Consider the following 16,509-nt stretch of genomic DNA (forward strand, 5'->3'; position numbering starts at 1 on the left):
ATCAGACATCAGATGATTAGAGAAGAGGACAAATGCGGCACGTGGGCCGGACCTCCCTCGTCGACTCCGCCATCCGCGAGCTCCGCCAGGAGATCACGAGCGGCGTCTGGCCCGTCGGGGCCAAGATCCCTACGGAGAGCCAACTGGCCGAGGCACTGGGCGTGAGCAGGTTGTCGGTACGTGAGGCCGTACGCGTGCTCGTCCACGCCGGGCTGCTCACCACGCGTCAAGGCGACGGAACCTACGTCACCGCGACCGACGAGAGCGAGGTGGCCTTCAAGCGCCGCCTCGACCGCGCGGCGACCATGGACATCATCGACGTACGACGCGGCCTGGACCTCGTGGCGGCCCGCCTGGCCGCCGAACGCCGCAAGCCGGCCGACCTCGACGACCTGAGAACGGCCCTGGAACGGCGCACCGCCGCGCACCAGGCCGCGGACCTCGACGCGTTCGCCGACGCCGACGTGGAGTTCCACCTGTCCATCGCCGCGGCCTCGCACAACCCCGTGCTGCTGGACCTGTACCGCGGCATGAGCGAGGCGGTGCGCGAGACGGTCCGCCGCGACCACTGCATGGAACGCGCCGTGCTCGGCTCCGACTCCACCCACGAGGACCTGTACGAGGCGATCGAGTCCGGCGACGCGCCCGGCGCGGCCACGATCGCCCTCACCATCCTCAACGACCAGGAACGCGACCTCTGACGCCCGCTACCTCCTGGACGAGGAGGCCTTCGACGCGCGGCCCGTGACTTGTCATTCGGGCAGTTCCAGCCCGTGGGCCTTGCAGCCACTGGAGCGTCGCGACCGAGTCATGAGCCATGGCCCGAATCGTATGATCCCTCTCATGCCGATCCCCCGAGCGGTCGCCGTGGTCGTCGACGGCGCCCGCGTCCTGGTCATCAAGCGGTTCCTCCGGCGCGACCCCGGCATCACCTGCGTCATCTGCACCGCCAAAGGCCGGCAATCGCAGCAGTGTCCAGGCCACCACTACGCGCTCCTCCCGGGCGGCCACGTGGAGGACGGCGAGTCGCCGGAGAGCGCCGCGGTTCGCGAGCTCCACGAGGAGACGACGCTCACCGCGAAGATCGACCGGTTGCTCTTCACCGGCTCGCACAGCGGCCGGCCCGCCTTCTACTTCCTCATGCGGGACGTGACCGGCGTCCCGTCGCTCTCCGGCGATGAGGCCCTGGACCACGGGCCGGACAACACCTTCGAACTCAGGTGGGCGAGCGCCGCCGAGTTCGCGCAGCTGGACCTCTACCCCGCCGACGCGCGCGAGCCACTCACCCAGCTGCTCCACAGCTGACCCCGCGCCTCGAAGCTGCCGGGCCACGTGGGGATGCTTCTGACGAGATCGCGCCTCGTATTCTTGATCGGGTCGCCGAGGGCGCGGCCGTGAAAGGAACGGGATGAGTCGTTACTCACGGGTCGTGGTGAAGCTGAGCGGCGAGGCACTCGCGGGAGACACCGGTTGGGGAACCGATCCGGCCAGTCTCGCCCAGCTGGCGGACGAAATTCTCTCCGTCAGCACGTTGGGCGTCGAGGTCGCGGTGGTCATCGGCGGCGGCAACTACTTCCGCGGCCGGATGGCCGAGGGCTGGGGGATAGGCCGCGCCGAAGCCGACAACATCGGCATGCTCGGCACGGTGATGAACGCGTTGATGTTGCGCGGAGTGCTCACCGCGCGTTCGCGAACGGATGTGCGGGTGATGACGGCAGTGCCGATGCAGAGCGTCGCGGAGCCCTTCATCCGGCTTCGCGCCGACCGGCACCTTCGCCGCGGGCTGATCGTCCTGCTCGCCGGTGGCATCGGCCAGCCGTACGTCACGACGGACTATCCGGCTGTTCAGCGGGCTCTGGAGCTCGAAGCGGACGCCCTGCTGGTCGCCAAGCGCGGTGTCGACGGGGTGTACGACAGCGACCCGAACGTGAACCCGGATGCCAAGCGGTACACCAACCTCACCTATCGAGAAGCTCTGGCGGCCGGGGTGAAGGTGATGGACGAGAGCGCCTTCGTGCTCGCCAACGAGCAAGGGCTTCTCATGCACGTGTTCGACGTGGCGGCGACGGGCGTGATGAAGGCGATCTGCCAAGGAGAGGACGTAGGAACGAGGATCACCGGGGATCCGGCCGCATAGCCACGTCAGGCGGGAACGGCACAGCGGAGAGCGGCTCTGCCGATGAAGATCTGTCGTGAGCAGCTGGCAGGATCACCGTCGTGACGGACACCGACGACCTCTTGCACCAGGTGTCGGCGAAGGCGGGCGCGACCACGGAGCGCCTGCCTCCCCCCCCGCGACGGCGGAGGAGCGGAACTCATCTTGGGCTTTCGACTTCCTCCGGTGCTCACGCGGCTCTACCGCAAGGTGACCAACGGTGGCTTCGGCCCCGACTACCAGCTTTTCCCGCTCGCGGGAGACGGACGTACCGCCGTGCACGAATACCGCAAGGTGCGGAAGACCGCACGCTCCGGCGGCGAGGCACACTGGCCGGCCGACGTCCGCCCGCCGAGTCCCGCCGCCGTCCGCCCTCCGGCTCGGAGAGCAAAGCGGTTGCGCAGCGGGGAACCGGCGGCACATCATCTGGAACGTGGCCGCCCTGCCTGACCCCTTGCCCGTGTTCTTCGACTGCGGCTGTCCGGATATCTACTACTGCCCCCGAGCCGGGGAAGTCGAGTGCCCCCGGCACAGCGGTTTCGCTGTTTGCTGCGACGCGCTCGAGCAGCACACCCCCGTTCGTGCCACCAGCCATCAGGAGGCTCCGTGACAGAGGAAAGGGAAGTACCCGTGGGCCAGGCCCTGAACGGCCTCGACGTCTACCCGCTTCCCGATGGATGGACCGCTCTGGGCGCGATAGTCCTCGTGAAGTGCCTCGACGAGGAAGGCCATTCCTCATGGGCCTTCAGAACCACGGACGGGCTGAGCGACGAGGAACTCCTCGGCGCCCTGACCGTCCGAACCGACCTCCTCCGCCGCAAGCTGTACGAGGCATACACGGGCGACGAGGACGACGAATAAGACCAGCCGCTCTTCCGGCGGCGACTGAAACGCCATAGAGATGGAAGCGTGGAGCGGGTGACGGGAATCGACCCCGCGCTCAGCTCGGCAACTGCATCGATCACGGCCGGAGGCGGTGCTGTGGGATTCGGAACATACGCCAGACGCGTCCGCGACCGTGACCTTCCTCACAGGAGACGCTTGTGCGCGCTGAGATGCGCGGCCGGCTGCTACCACCCGATCGGCTTCAACGCGACCTACTCATACCTTGCCACGGCAGGAAATCTCCGGCGCGATGAGTCGGCTCTGATCCGAGCGCTGGAGATGCTGGAACTCAGCCGGAATGCCTGGCTGGCGGAGGTCGACGCCTTCGCAGACCGGCGCCGCCTCGAAAAGCCGAAGCATCGCCGTAGCCCGTTGGCGTCCGAGGTGCGCTACCTGCATGGATGGAGATGGCCCGGACCGGAAGGCCATCGGGTGATGTTCCGCGAGGTCGGGATCCTGTGGGGCCAGCATGTGTCCGTCCCATTTCCTGACGTACCAACCTCGGTGAGGCACGACCTCCTCGAACTGAACGCCACTCTCGCCGACTGCGTATCGACCTACCTATGCAACAACGGCACGATCGGTTCCGGTCACGAGGCCACTCTTCTCGGCTGCCTGCGCAAACTCCGATGGCATCTGCATCACCTGGGCTACCCCCACTCCTTCCCCGATGCCTTTGGCTACTACAGCCGCCTGCACAATGTGACGGAACTGGTCGTCAACGATGCGTACCCGTTCTCTGCCAAGACGTGGGACAAGGGCTAGTTCCGGGACGAAGTCAGCGCATGCTGACCGCTTCATATGAGCACGATCAACCACGCGGTCGTCCGGCTCCCGTTGCGTAGAACGTCGGTTCCGAAGTCTGGGTCGCTCTGCCTTTGTTCGTGGCCGTTGTCGTCACAGGTCCAGCAGCGGCAGTCCACGCATATCGCGGTAGCGCTGCCGCGCTGCGGTAAGGCTGTCCGACCCGTTGGGACCGTTCATGACGACATCGGCGTTGTGATCGTCCTGACCGTCGTCCTCCCAGTCGCACTCTTCGCAGAACCCGAAGCCGCCGCGGTCCAGAAGGGTGGGGTGGAAGCAGCATGGGCACGTGTACGGCTGATCCGGCCGGCGGTAGATCCAGGCGATTTCCGCCCTGCTCTGCGATCACGGACAAGACCCATCGCTTGCGCTCGCGGATCTCCTCGACGCTGGGGTGGTTGATATTCTTCATGATGTCGTACGGCCCCGAACCTTTCTCCTTTCTCATCACACGCTGATTGCGACGCGATCTTCCGGTCGGGCTGGAAAGTATTCGCGTTGCGATTCGACTACGCCCGCTGACGAAGGAAGGCCATCGGAACGCAGGTCAATGTGGTGGTGGCCATCAGCACCAAGCAAGGTAGCGCGTCGATCCGAATGTTCATCTCCGGCTGGTAGGTGCTCATGTACCACTCGTCCAATGCGGCCAGGAACCAGGCGGCTGCCGGCCACAAGAGGTAGTGGGAGCGCCGCTGGGTGCGCCGCAAGACCAAGAAAAAGGCTACGAAGACGGCCCCGCCCAATGTCAGGGGGATGGTCTGATAGAGCATTCCGATCAGTTCGGCCACGTGAACACCTCAATATGTCGGTGAAGCTCCGCCACTATAGGTTTCTTGCGGCGCCGCGCGCATCTCCACCGTCAGACGCTCCCGTCCGCCGTCATTCCGATGATCAGGCTTCTACCTCACCCACCTACGACCCCGGCGTGACGCAGCCATCACCCTGAGCTGGAACGCCCCCGCCGAAGGAGGCATGGGTTTCCGTGAATGCTCGGGGCTTGGATGACACGCTCCTCGTATGCGATCATCGTGCTCATGTCATCGATCAGAAAGGGCCATGCCGCGTAGGCGCCCTTCAGAGGTCCGTACGCGCGGATCGGCGTGTGGGACCCACAGAGCTGTGATCCATCATGTTCCCGGGCTCGGCCGTCGCACTATGACTGCGGTGATCACTCTGGAACACACCCGCATGTGGCCCGGCGCGGTGGCGGCGGCCCTGGCGGCCTGGCAGGAGGCGGCCCTGATGGGGACCGCCGGCCGTGTCTTCTTCAGGTGTGAATGCGAGGAGTGCAGGGGAGACGCACCCCGCCAGCGCCTGCAACAGGCGCTCACCGACTTACCACCGTGGGCAAGGTCGCGCCTGTACGCCTTGGTCCTGCCGGTCGACCTGTATTACCTCCGCCGGACCTCACCAATGCTGCATACGTCGCCCGATTCGGACTGGGCTTGGTGGCAACGACGTGGTTGGCGCAAGGACCCGAGCGCGTAGACGCGGATGCTGCCGACGTGTTACAGGCGATCACCTCTTCCCCGACGCCACCTCGACCTGATCAGCCGGCGCCACATGAACGGTGACCTAGCTTCCGTGTCGACGGCATCGCGTGGACCACGCCCCCTCAGGGCTAGTCGACCTCCCGCCACCCGCTCCACAACCAAGCGCCCGTTCTCGAAGCCGAGCCGATCATCGACGTTGAGCAGGAGCGGCGACTCCAGCTCGAAAACGTAGCCGTCGTCCGTCTCGACCTCATTCGCTATCAGGCTCCTCGGCAGGGGCGTTCTGCCGTCCGCGGCCACCTTCATGGTGGGAGAGTGTCACGCGGCTGCGAGCCCGCACATCTTTCCCGTCCTGATCGTCCGGTCCACTGGGCTTGTCCCGCGTCGATGGCGGACAGGATGATCAGCCTTCCACCACGGCGGCACGAGGATCTCGGCCATCTGCACCGGGAGCACCCCGGGGTCGGAGTGCCTCCGCCGGAGGCTTCTTGTCTCGCAGAAGGTCAACGATGAGGCAGATCCCCGCGCCGAGAAGAAGGCCGATGGCTACCTTGACCACAATCTCCAGGACGGGAGGATTACCTCCGAAGCGCATGGCGATAAAGCCGACTCGTAGAAGTAGCCAGAATCCAAGAATCAGTGAAGTGATACCCACCACGCGCAAGGCGGTAGGCCACCTGCCATGCTTCATGCGATGTGCGAGCAGGACTATCACGGGTAAAAGGATTGCTCCCGTATAGAGCCAGCGATCGGCGAAAAATGGATCTCCGAGGTGGTACAAGAGGATATCCACGAACGGTGATCGTAGAGCAGGGTATTGCCGCGCGATAGCCCTCTGGGTCACATGGTTCCCTGTGCGAGACCGGCCCCCAGGTCCCAGTTCGCGGGTAGGACCGCGCGGGCTGGGCGAGGCAGCCGACGCCTTGATACCCAAAAGAACCACTCGGAAATTCGGCAGACGCGTAAGTACGCTCACGTTGCGCTCAGTCGAGTACGTCAGGACGGCGGCTGGTCAGGGTCAGGGAGCAGGCCCATATCTCAGCCAGTTACGGCCAGCCACGAGGAGCACCCCTTGGCGATCACCTTGGAGTCGGAGCGCCCGGCCAGAGGCGGTCATTCGGGGAGGACGGCAACGCCATCCTCCCTGATCCATGGCCGATGTTCGGGTTCGCGCCCGAACGCTTGCCAGACCGCATGTGCTGACTCGACCGTACGTAGCCGGCGCGGCATCGCGGCTATGAATCGGCGGGTCGGGTGGTGGGGTGAGAGTTCGGTGCGGCAGTGGGATTCGGGGGGAGGGGAGCCGGCGCCTGTTGTGCTCGCAGGGAGGTCCACGCTGCCAGGTGCGCGGTCATGAGCCCTTCGAAAGCGTCACGCAGTTCATCCAGGTCGGCATCGTCCAAGGGCCCACTGGAGCGGGCACACATGTCCGCCAGTCGGCGATCCAATGCCTCAAGCTGCGCGAGATGGTTGACTTCGATCACCCACAGTGATCTTGGATTGTAGAAGGCTTCCCATGCAAGGACAACGGTGGCAGCAGCGCTACAGACAAGTGCCACATTGGTCAGCGTGGTGCCGAGACTCCCTTGGGCTTTGAACCCCAGGAGCACCGTCGTCGTCGCCGAGGCGAGTACCACGACGATCCGCAGAGCGAAGGCTTGACGCCGATTCCGGCTGCGCTGCCGGTCGATCCGCCCAGCTTCCGCACGGATCGTCTCTCGAAGCAGCCCTGCTCGATCTGAGGAGTCCGGCGACATGCGAAGAGCATGGCCGGACTCCTGACCAGCTGACAAGCCTTCCCCGAATCCGGTACCGCGGCCTCACGTCCCTCAGCAGCCATAGAGGGAAGACGTCGCTGATGAGCGCATGGAAGGGGCAGTCGCGAAACAAAGCAGATGCCGCCGTGGGAGCGATCGCGCGCCCCAGAGGTGGGTGACAATCCTGGCGGTGGCATCTGCGGTTGCGCAGGTCACAGGCTTCGTAACGAGCTGTGGGCGCAGTCCCGGTGTGGCTGGCGGCGGTTGGACTGCTGCACCAGATCATGGGGTGACCGCCCTGGGCCGTCGACCGCATGATGTCCTCGTCGGCGGCCCGCCATGTCTAGATCATCTGATCTGGCACGCGGATGAGAACAAGCCCCTGAAAGATCAAGCCCAGGCGCCGGATCCATCGGTCCATCTGGGCTTCCTGATGTGGAGCGGGTGACGGGAATCGAACCCGCGCAGTCAGCTTGGGAACTGCATCGACCACGGCCTGATGAGGATCTGAGCTGCGCAGGCACCTGGTCATGAGTGACCGTGATCGACCGCTTGTCACCCCTCTTGATGGCCCGCTAGTGGCCCGACCAGCCGGGGCGTGACCTGTATAGACAGCGCGAGTTGATGCACTTCTGTTGCAGCGTCCCGTGATGCTCGACAGGGTGAGGCTCATGATCGAGATCGACGGCGCTTTCTACCGCATCAGCAAGCCAGGCTTCGAGATGCTGATCCCGCGCTGGGAAGGGTACGCCCCCGAAACTGCTGACGAAGCCGACGCGACCATCACACTGGCCGACGGCACTCGTCGGTACGCGACGTTCATGACGCTCGGCGTCGTCAGCAAGATCATGGATCACCAGCGGGAGACAGGCGAGTGTCTCAGTGGCCGGTACTTCTGGTGCTCCGGTCTGATCATCATCCGTGGACCCGGCTTCGACTCGATGATCGCCGCGGTGGAGGACCTGATCGCAAGAGGAGAAATCGCCGACGCATGTGCCGTCCTTCCGCCACTCGATGAGGAGGACATGGATCGGTAGGTGGACGGCTAACCGGAAATCCACCAGCAGTAGAGCAGTTGCCCGCTCTCCTTGGCGCGCCGTGCCAGCGTGACGAACTCCTTGACGAGATCGAGCACATCGTCACCCTCATGGAAGCTGGAGAGAGGTTCACGCGTCCATCTCTGGGCCACTTCAGGCAGGCGGGCGTTGTCGACCTCGGCCAGGGTGTCACGGGCGCTCACTGGCAATTCCTCGATCTCGGGTCCCTCGCGGTAGGGGGAGTCCTCCGGAAGAGCCAGCCATTCGTCTTCGGTCGCCGGTCTGCCGTCGATCGGGGGGTACAAGGTAACTGTCTCGACCAGGTCGTTCGAGTAGGGGACGCCCTTGATGACGGCCACAAGGCTGCCCAGGGATCCGTTTGGATCGACCCATTTGGTTTCGACGACATCGAATTCCGGAGCGTCGGGGAGGGGTCTGTGTGATGCCCGTAGCTCGTTTGGCCGCCAGGTGGCCGTGGCGCGATCGGGGGCACGGTAGTAGTCGTGCATGGCGCTCATGCATGTGCTCCTGTGGACGGAGGAATAGGGCGCAGGTTGGAGCTGGTCGAGTGACCGAGAGTCCCCGCGATCCATCGCTGATCGGCGTCCGTTACTTGCACGCATCTGGCATGGACGCTGGCTCTCCCTTGTCGTGCACAGCATCTCGTATGCCGGTGACGTCCTCATGTCAACCAGCGGCATGATCGTCAGAAGTTCGACTTTGGAATCAGTGGATACCGGCCCGCATGGTTGAGCGGGAGCTCAGCGGTCGCCGCCGCACATGGTCCGAGACTGGCCATGCTGGAAGGGCGAAGACTGACGCGCGCTCTGCTGGTGTGGGACCTCGACGAGGATGTCTGGTTCTCCGATGGCCTGGTCCTGTTGGACTTCGAGGGGGAGCAGGTCGAGATCACCCACCAGAAGTTCGATGAAATCTCGGTCACGTGAAACACGGTCGATCCGGCTCGGCCGCTGGATTGGGTGGGAGAGGGGTTCCGGCTGACATGGCGAGGGGGTGCGCCTGACGAACTGGCGCGGCTGCAGGGGCAGAGGCTGCAGGCCGTGGAGCTTCTGATGTGGATGGGGGAGGACATGGCGCACGGGATGGTGGCTGTCGGATTGCTCTTCCCGCAAGGCCGAGTAACGATCTACAACGCCCTCGACGAGAACGGCACGGAGTTCAGAGACCCTGACCAACGGTATGCGCGCCAGAGGCTCTGCACGGCGTGCTCGCGATCAACTGATGAGGCTCATCGCCTCTGGAGATTGGAGCGGGTGACGGGAATCGAACCCGCGCTGTCAGCTTGGGAAGCTGATGTTCTGCCATTGAACTACACCCGCACGAACCGAAGTACGCGTCCCCACTGTAGCGGAAACTTGCCCCCCAACAGCAAACCCAACGCCCCACCTTTTCTGGCCGGGACGGTAAGTTGGCTCACCGTGTTGCTATCTGACCGTGACATCCTTGCTGAGATCGACTCCGGCCGGCTCGCCCTAGACCCCTTCCACCAGGACATGATCCAGCCGTCCAGCATCGACGTACGGCTCGACCGCTACTTCCGTGTCTTCGAGAACCACAAGTACCCCCATATCGACCCTGCCGTCGAGCAGCCGGATCTCACGCGGATGGTCGAGCCGTCCGGTGACGAGCCGTTCATCCTGCATCCGGGGGAGTTCGTGCTGGCCTCCACCTATGAGGTGATCACGCTCCCCGACGACCTGGCCTCGCGGCTGGAGGGGAAGAGCTCGCTCGGACGGCTGGGCCTGCTGACGCACTCGACCGCCGGGTTCATCGATCCGGGCTTCAGCGGGCACGTCACGCTCGAGCTGTCCAACGTGGCGACCCTGCCCATCAAGCTGTGGCCGGGGATGAAGATCGGGCAGTTGTGCGTGTTCCGGCTCAGCTCGCCCGCCGAGCATCCGTACGGGTCGGCCAAGTACGGGTCCCGGTATCAGGGTCAGCGGGGCCCGACTCCGTCCCGGTCGTTCAGGAACTTCCACCGGACGAAGATTTGAGTGAACAACAGGTGAACATTTAGGGAACGTCGCGGAAGGATGAGCCCTCCGCACACCCGACAACAGGCCACGTCACCGGCCGGATTTCCCTGCAAAAAGCGGCCAAACTACTCCGAACCCCGGTGTCGCACAACATACGCAGGGTAGCCAGAAGGCGAAGGGGACATGAAGTTCGCATTTCGCCTGGTAACCCGTACCCTCTTCCACGGACCATCCCCGCACATCTGGAGAACGACGTGCGCCTGCGTCTCACGCCACGTGAGGACAGCTACTACGACCTGTTCGCCGACTCGGCGAACAACCTGGTCACGGCATCCCGTCTACTGGTCGAGATCATCAGTGACGGATCGGACAGGGAAGCCCTGGCCGAGAAGATGCGCGCCTGCGAGCACGCCGGTGACGAACGCACCCATGCGATCATGAACCGGCTCAACGAGAGCTTCATCACTCCGTTCGACCGTGAGGACATCTACCGCCTCGCCTCCAACCTCGACGACGTGATGGACGCGATGGAGGCCGCCTCCGACCTCATCGTCCTCTACCAGATCGACCATCTCCCCAAAGACGTGGTCCGGCAGGTCGAGGTCCTGGAACGCGCCGCCGAGCTGACCGCCGAGGCGATGCCCCGGCTGCGTTCCATGAAGAACCTCAACGAGTACTGGATCGAGGTCAACCGCCTGGAGAACCAGGGTGACCAGGTCTACCGCAGGCTGCTGGCCAAGCTGTTCAGCGGCGAGTACGACGCGCTCACCGTCATGAAGATGAAGGAGGTCGTCGACGCCCTGGAGGAGGCCGCCGACGCCTTCGAGCACGTGGCCAACACCGTCGAGTCGATCGCGGTCAAGGAAAGCTAGGCCCAGTGGACCTCACGCTCGCCCTCGTCATCGGCGTGGTCGTCATCTCCCTGGCCTTCGACTACACCAACGGGTTCCACGACGCGGCGAACGCCATCGCGACCTCCGTCTCGACCCGGGCGCTCACTCCCAGGGCCGCGTTGTTCATGGCCGCGGCGATGAACTTCATCGGCGCCCACCTGGGCACTCAGGTGGCTCAGACAGTCGGAAAAGGGATCATCGACGCTCCCGACGGTCCGCACGGCCTGGTCGTCGTGGCCGCTGCGCTCATCGGCGCGATCGTCTGGAACCTGATCACCTGGTACTTCGGGCTGCCCTCCTCCTCCAGTCACGCGCTCATCGGCGGCCTGGTGGGCTCCGCGCTGGCCTCGGCCAGCGTGGTGCACTGGGACGGCGTCGTCGAGAAGGTCGTCATCCCGATGATCCTGTCGCCGCTGATCGGGTTCAGCCTCGCCGCGCTGATCATGATCGCAATTTACTGGATCTTCCGCAACAGCCAGCCGGGCAGGACCAACCGCGGCTTCCGCTACGCGCAGACCGTCTCCGCCGCCGCCATGGCGCTCGGGCACGGCCTGCAGGACGCGCAGAAGACGATGGGTGTCATCTTCCTGGCGCTCACGGTCGGCGGGTACGCCAGCCCCGGCGAGGGGATCCCGCAGTGGGTCATCCTGAGCGCCGCCGGTGCGATCTCGCTCGGCACGTACGCCGGCGGGTGGCGCATCATGCGCACGCTCGGCCGGCGGATCATCGCGCTCGACCCGCCCCAGGGGTTCGCCGCCGAGTCGGCCGCGGCCACCGTCCTGTACGGCGCCGCGATCGGGTTCGGTGCGCCGATCTCCACCACCCACACCATCACCACGGCGATCATGGGCGTCGGCGCGACCAAGCGGCTGAGCGCCGTGCGGTGGGGCGTGGCCGGCAACATCGTGACCGCCTGGGTGCTCACCATCCCGGCGGCCGCCCTCGTGGCCGCGTTGGCCTACGCCGTCCTCCACCTGATGGTGGAGTAGGGCGCCGGGGGTTCATCCGCCGGCGTACATCACGTCCACGTCCCAGCGGGCGAAGCCCAGGGACTCGTACAGCCTGATCGCGGCCGTGTTGGCCTCGTCCACGTAGAGCATCGCGTGGGCGAGGCCGCGCGAGCGCAGGTGGGTCAGACCGGCCAGGGTGAGCACGCGGCCCAGGCCGGTGCCCTGCTGGGAGGGGTCGACGCCCACGACGTAGACCTCGCCGAGCGGCTCGTGGCCGTGCTCGGACGAGCCGTGGATCTTGGTCCAGTGGAAGCCGGCGAGCCGGTCACCGCGTACGGCCAGGAAGAAGCCCTCGGGGTCGAACCAGGGCTCGCGCTCGCGCCGGCGCAGGTCGTCGAGCGTCCACGCGCCCTGCTCGGGGTGGTGGGCGAAGGCGGCGGCGTTCACCTTGAGCCACGCCTCCTCGTCCTGACCCGGGACGAACGTGCGCAGCTCCACACCTTCCGGAAGCGTGTAGGGCGGCAGCGGGGCGAACAGCGAGCGGCGCATCTGCCACAGCGAGCGCACCCGGTCGAAGCCGAACGACGTGGCCAGCGCCCCGGCGCCGGCGTGGTCGCCGTGCGCCCACAGGCGCACCCTGCCCCCGGTCAGCTCCAGTACGGCCCGCAGCAGCCGCGTGCCGTGACCCTTTCGCCGATAGGCGGGATGGATGACCAGCTCGGCGCTCGGACCCTCGACCTCGTCGGTCGGGTCGACGTGCGCGTAGCCCGCGGGCGCGCCGTCGTCGGCGTGCAGCAGCAGCGAGCGGGCCCGGGGGTCGCCGCCGTAGCGGAGATGGAGCATCACGTGCTCGTTGAGCGGGCGGACCCCGTCGGTCTCGGTCGCCGCCTCGACGATGCGGAGAACCTGGGAGACCTCGTCGTCGTCGAGTCGTTCGCAGATCTTCACATGTGCACCCACATAAGGAACTCTAGGCGTACCAATGGCGAACAATGCCATTGGTCCCCCCGGTCAATCGTTACCTTTGCGACATTCGTTGCATAGGGAGACGTCGTAACGTCCCTCTCATGACGTCACGCACCCTCCTCCGGCTGTGCACGGCCGGCGCCGCCACCGCGGCCGGGATCGCCCTGGCCATGGCGCCCGCGGTCGCCGCGACCAGCGGCTCGGCCGGTCACGGAAACGGCCACGGCGGGCCGACCGTCCCGGTCCGCCTGCTGAGCATCAACGACCTGCACGGCAACCTCGAACCGCCGTCGGGCTCCTCCAGCCGCATCCTCGACCCGGACGGCCCCCTCGTCGACGCCGACGGCTCGCTGACCGGGCTGCCCGGCGGCAAGTACTCGATCGCCGGCGGCGCGTCGTACCTGGCGACGTACGTCAAGCAGGCGCGTACCGAGAACACGCTGCTCGTGGCGGCGGGCGACCTGATCGGCGCGTCTCCGCTGATCTCGGCCGCCTACCACGACGAGCCCACCCTGGAGGTGCTCGGCTCGCTCGGCCTCAACGCCACCGCGGCCGGCAACCACGAGTTCGACGAGGGGTACGCCGAGCTGCAGCGCCTCATGAACGGCGGCTGCCACCCGGTGGACGGCTGCTCGCCCGCCGGCCAGTGGAAGGGCACGGACTTCGACTTCCTGGCCGCCAACGTCCTCAAGGAGGGCTCCGGCCAGTACGCCCTGCCGCCGTTCTACGTCAAGAAGATCAACGGCGTGCAGGTGGGCTTCATCGGCCTGGTGACGGCGACCACGCCGACCATCGTCACCGCCGAGGGCATCAAGGGCCTGCAGTTCACCGAGGAGGTCGCCGCGGCGAACCGGGCCTCGGCCTACCTGGCGCGCAGGGGCGTCAAGGCGCAGGTCGTCCTGATGCACGAGGGCGACTCGACCACCCCGAACCAGAGCCCGGACGCGTGCTCGGCGAACACCGCCAACGCCGGCTCGCGCATCGCCAGGGAGCTGAACCCGCAGATCGACCTGGTCATCAGCGGCCACTCGCACCAGGCCTACATCTGCAAGACCAAGGACCCGGCGGGCCAGGACCGCTACTACACGCAGGGCTCGTCGTTCGGCCGCGTGCTGACCCAGATCGACCTGCGGGTCGACAAGCGCACCCGGGACGTGGTCCGCTCCTCGGTCACCGCGGACAACAAGGTCGTCGCCCGTACGGTCACCCCGGACCCGCAGGTCGAGGCGCAGGTCCAGACATGGCGGACGCGCAGCGCCGAGGTGGCCAACCGCAAGATCGGCTCGATCACCGGCGACATCACCAACGTCGTCACCAACACCTCGGCCGCGACCACCAGGCCGGAGACGCCGCTCGGCGACCTCATCGCCGACTCCCAGCTGGAGGCGGCCAAGCCGGCGGGCGCCGAGATCGCGCTGATGAACCCGGGCGGCATCCGCACCTCGCTGACGTACGCGCAGTCGGGGGCCGAGGGCGACGGCGTCGTCACCTACGGCGAGGCGTTCGCCGTCCAGCCGTTCAGCAACATCGTGCAGGTGCGGACGTACACGGGCGCGCAGCTCAAGGCGCTGCTGGAGCAGCAGGTCTGGACGCCCAACCCGACGACGGGCGCGATCAACCACCGGCTGCTCCAGGTGTCGTCGTCGCTGACCTACACCTTCGACACCACCAGGCCGGTGGGGTCGCGCGTGTCGGACATCAAGCTCAACGGCGCTCCCGTCACGGACACGCAGTCGATCAAGATCGCCGCGAACAACTTCCTGATGGGCGGCGGTGACGGCTTCTCGGTGTTCACGCAGAGCACGGACACGTGGAGCGGACCGGTCGACCTCGACGCGTTCACGGCGTACCTGACCGCGCACTCGCCGATCAGCCCGTCGGCGGCCAACCGCATCACGATGATCAAGTAACCCCCGAGCCGGAGGCCCCGTAGGGCGGGGCCTCCGGCTCTCCCGGCGCGACGGCGTGCGGCGGGGCTCAGGGCCGGTGTGGTGAGTCGGTGGTGGGGCCTGTACGGCTCTGTTCGCGGTGCAGTGGCAGGCGGGCCACCAGGCGGGCGCCCGGTTCGTGGTCGGCGACCTTGAGTGTGCCGCCGTGCGAGGCGCAGATCTCGCGGGACAGCGGCAGCCCCAGCCCGCTGCCGCCCTTCTCCTTCCGGCGGGCGTCCTCCAGCCGGGTGAAGCGTTCGAAGACGCGCTCGCGGTCGGCGGGCGGGATGCCGTCGCCGTCGTCGGTGACCGAGACGCAGACGTGGTCGCCCTCCACCCACACCTTGAGGTCGATCCGGCTCGCGGCGTGCCGGGTGGCGTTGTCCAGCAGGTTCGTCAGCAGCCGGTCGAGCTGGACGGGGGAGCCGAGGACGGGGGCGTGGGCGCACACGTCCACGACGATGGGGATCTTGCCGCCCGCGCGGCGGCGTACCTGCTCCTCGGCCAGGCGGCACATGTCGACGACGCGGCGGTCGGGGATGGCGCCGGCGTCCAGGCGGGCCAGCAGGAGGAGCTCGTCGATGATCCCGGTGAGGCGTTCGGCGGCGGCCAGGGCGCGGGCGCCGGTGGCGGGCCAGTCGGTCTCGTCGGGGTAGGCGTTGGCGACCTCCAGCTGGGTGCGCAGGGCGGAGATGGGGCTGCGCAGCTCGTGGGAGGCGTCGGCGACGAAGCGGCGCTGGGTCTCGGCCGAGCGTTCGAGGCGGTCGAGGGTGTGGTTGGTGGTGGCGGCCAGGTCGGTGATCTCGTCACCGGTCTCCGGGACGGGCACGCGCCGGCTCAGGTCGCGGCCGGTGATCTCGGCGAGCTCGGCGCGGATGCGTTCGACCGGGCGCAGCGCGGAGCCGACCACGACCCAGGTGATGCCGGCGACGATCACCAGGGCGATGGGCGTGCCGAGGAACACCATGGCGTTCAGCCAGGACAGCGCCCGGTTGACGTCGCTGAGGGAGGAGGCGCCGTACACCGTGACGAGCCGGCCGTCGGGGGTGCGCACCTGGATCGCCATGATCAGGTACTGGGCCTCCTTCTCGTCCCTGAGGCCGGTTAGCGTGCTCTCGGCGCTGTAGAGGGTCTCCGGCTTGTCCACCCGCATGCCGGACAGCCGCTGGCCGTGGTGCAGGCCGGGGCTGGTGGCCAGCACGCGTCCGTCGGCGTCGACCACCTGCAGGAGCTGCACCCGGGCCGGGGCCTCCAGAGACGCGGGCAGCTGCCCGGCGCGGGCCTCGCTGGCCACCCTGCGGACGGCCAGCTCCACCCGGGTCTCCACGAGCCCGTGCAGGTTGTCCGGCCCGAGGGTGAGGGCGAGCGCGCCCGTGACGGCCAGGACCACTGCCGCCACCAATGTCGCGAGCGTGGTCAGGCGCCCGCGGATCGAGCGGGGAAAGAGCCTTTTCGCCATCCCCTGAGACCTACCCATAGAGACCTGAACGGGGAAAACGCCGGATCGAGATTCGGCAAGCGGCCCGCAAAGAGGGGTGTCCCGCGGGGCCGGTCCGGCGTCCCGCTCGAATAGTGGATCAAGTGGGAGGCGCCACGGGCATGCCGCCGGTCCTCGGTGGGCGGCTGCCGCACACCATGGGCGAG

At 66.8% G+C, this 16,509-nt stretch carries 19 protein-coding genes and 1 tRNA gene; 11 read left to right on the top strand and 9 right to left on the bottom strand.

Annotation, left to right across the window (positions count from 1 at the left end):
* Positions 1-32 precede the first annotated feature (32 nt).
* The 5 genes from ABZ459_RS07230 (at position 33) to ABZ459_RS07250 (ending at position 3,805) form a co-directional block, all read left to right on the top strand.
* Positions 33-701, top strand: coding sequence for a FadR/GntR family transcriptional regulator (locus tag ABZ459_RS07230; protein ID WP_357967004.1), 669 nt, complete (start codon positions 33-35; stop codon positions 699-701).
* Positions 702-843: 142 nt separating this feature from the next.
* Entirely contained in the window at positions 844-1,305 is a 462-nt protein-coding gene (locus tag ABZ459_RS07235) for an NUDIX domain-containing protein (RefSeq protein WP_357967007.1), read from the top strand.
* Between the two features lie 124 nt (positions 1,306-1,429).
* Positions 1,430-2,137: a UMP kinase gene (gene pyrH / locus ABZ459_RS07240; protein ID WP_357967008.1), complete on the top strand. Its 708-nt coding sequence runs from the start codon at positions 1,430-1,432 to the stop codon at positions 2,135-2,137.
* A gap of 624 nt (positions 2,138-2,761) precedes the next feature.
* Positions 2,762-3,016, top strand: coding sequence for a hypothetical protein (locus ABZ459_RS07245; protein WP_357967010.1), 255 nt, complete (start codon positions 2,762-2,764; stop codon positions 3,014-3,016).
* Between the two features lie 48 nt (positions 3,017-3,064).
* Complete coding sequence (locus tag ABZ459_RS07250) at positions 3,065-3,805, top strand: hypothetical protein (protein ID WP_357967011.1); 741 nt, start codon at positions 3,065-3,067, stop codon at positions 3,803-3,805.
* Positions 3,806-3,937: 132 nt separating this feature from the next.
* Here the strand turns inward: ABZ459_RS07250 and ABZ459_RS07255 are convergent, their stop codons facing one another.
* The 5 genes from ABZ459_RS07255 to ABZ459_RS07275 form a co-directional block, all read right to left on the bottom strand.
* Positions 3,938-4,171 carry a CPCC family cysteine-rich protein gene (locus ABZ459_RS07255; RefSeq protein WP_357967453.1) on the bottom strand — a complete coding sequence of 78 codons (234 nt, stop codon included), beginning with the start codon at positions 4,169-4,171 and terminating at the stop codon, positions 3,938-3,940.
* A 182-nt stretch (positions 4,172-4,353) separates the two neighbouring features.
* Positions 4,354-4,632: a hypothetical protein gene (locus tag ABZ459_RS07260; RefSeq protein WP_357967013.1), complete on the bottom strand. Its 279-nt coding sequence runs from the start codon at positions 4,630-4,632 to the stop codon at positions 4,354-4,356.
* Positions 4,633-5,352: 720 nt separating this feature from the next.
* A complete protein-coding gene (locus ABZ459_RS07265; RefSeq protein ID WP_357967015.1) occupies positions 5,353-5,643 on the bottom strand; it encodes a hypothetical protein in 291 nt (96 codons plus the stop codon).
* Between the two features lie 97 nt (positions 5,644-5,740).
* Positions 5,741-6,130, bottom strand: coding sequence for a hypothetical protein (locus ABZ459_RS07270; RefSeq protein ID WP_357967018.1), 390 nt, complete (start codon positions 6,128-6,130; stop codon positions 5,741-5,743).
* Between the two features lie 442 nt (positions 6,131-6,572).
* The gene (locus ABZ459_RS07275; protein ID WP_357967021.1) at positions 6,573-7,094 is read right to left on the bottom strand and encodes an SLATT domain-containing protein; all 522 of its coding nucleotides are present in this window, start codon (positions 7,092-7,094) and stop codon (positions 6,573-6,575) included.
* Positions 7,095-7,765: 671 nt separating this feature from the next.
* Between ABZ459_RS07275 and ABZ459_RS07280 the strand changes: the two genes are divergently transcribed.
* Positions 7,766-8,131: a hypothetical protein gene (locus tag ABZ459_RS07280; protein ID WP_357967024.1), complete on the top strand. Its 366-nt coding sequence runs from the start codon at positions 7,766-7,768 to the stop codon at positions 8,129-8,131.
* 8 nt (positions 8,132-8,139) lie between these two features.
* Here ABZ459_RS07280 and ABZ459_RS07285 read toward each other — a convergent pair whose 3' ends face one another.
* Entirely contained in the window at positions 8,140-8,649 is a 510-nt protein-coding gene (locus ABZ459_RS07285) for a hypothetical protein (protein ID WP_357967027.1), read from the bottom strand.
* Positions 8,650-8,928: 279 nt separating this feature from the next.
* Between ABZ459_RS07285 and ABZ459_RS07290 the strand changes: the two genes are divergently transcribed.
* On the top strand, positions 8,929-9,078 hold the full coding sequence (locus ABZ459_RS07290) for a hypothetical protein (protein ID WP_357967029.1): 150 nt from the start codon (positions 8,929-8,931) through the stop codon (positions 9,076-9,078).
* A gap of 319 nt (positions 9,079-9,397) precedes the next feature.
* Here the strand turns inward: ABZ459_RS07290 and ABZ459_RS07295 are convergent.
* Positions 9,398-9,471: transfer RNA gene (locus ABZ459_RS07295), tRNA-Gly, on the bottom strand.
* 99 nt (positions 9,472-9,570) lie between these two features.
* Between ABZ459_RS07295 and dcd the strand changes: the two genes are divergently transcribed.
* From dcd to ABZ459_RS07310, 3 genes are all read left to right on the top strand, one after another.
* Complete coding sequence (dcd, locus tag ABZ459_RS07300) at positions 9,571-10,146, top strand: dCTP deaminase (protein WP_357967032.1); 576 nt, start codon at positions 9,571-9,573, stop codon at positions 10,144-10,146.
* A gap of 236 nt (positions 10,147-10,382) precedes the next feature.
* Positions 10,383-11,000 (top strand): DUF47 family protein, encoded by a 618-nt coding sequence (locus ABZ459_RS07305; RefSeq protein WP_106243913.1) that lies wholly within the window; start codon positions 10,383-10,385, stop codon positions 10,998-11,000.
* Positions 11,001-11,005: 5 nt separating this feature from the next.
* Positions 11,006-12,010: an inorganic phosphate transporter gene (locus ABZ459_RS07310; RefSeq protein ID WP_357967035.1), complete on the top strand. Its 1,005-nt coding sequence runs from the start codon at positions 11,006-11,008 to the stop codon at positions 12,008-12,010.
* 12 nt (positions 12,011-12,022) lie between these two features.
* Here the strand turns inward: ABZ459_RS07310 and mshD are convergent, their stop codons facing one another.
* Positions 12,023-12,919, bottom strand: coding sequence for a mycothiol synthase (mshD, locus tag ABZ459_RS07315; protein ID WP_357967455.1), 897 nt, complete (start codon positions 12,917-12,919; stop codon positions 12,023-12,025).
* A gap of 119 nt (positions 12,920-13,038) precedes the next feature.
* Here mshD and ABZ459_RS07320 point away from each other — a divergent pair, with 119 nt between their 5' ends.
* Positions 13,039-14,847, top strand: coding sequence for a bifunctional metallophosphatase/5'-nucleotidase (locus tag ABZ459_RS07320; protein WP_357967038.1), 1,809 nt, complete (start codon positions 13,039-13,041; stop codon positions 14,845-14,847).
* Positions 14,848-14,914: 67 nt separating this feature from the next.
* On the opposite strand, the gene ABZ459_RS07325 is transcribed toward ABZ459_RS07320, so the two are convergent.
* Entirely contained in the window at positions 14,915-16,264 is a 1,350-nt protein-coding gene (locus ABZ459_RS07325; RefSeq protein ID WP_357967041.1) for an ATP-binding protein, read from the bottom strand.
* Between the last annotated feature and the right edge of the window lie 245 nt (positions 16,265-16,509).

Origin of the sequence: Nonomuraea sp. NPDC005692, from assembly GCF_040631115.1 — a bacterium.
Lineage (GTDB): Bacteria > Actinomycetota > Actinomycetes > Streptosporangiales > Streptosporangiaceae > Nonomuraea.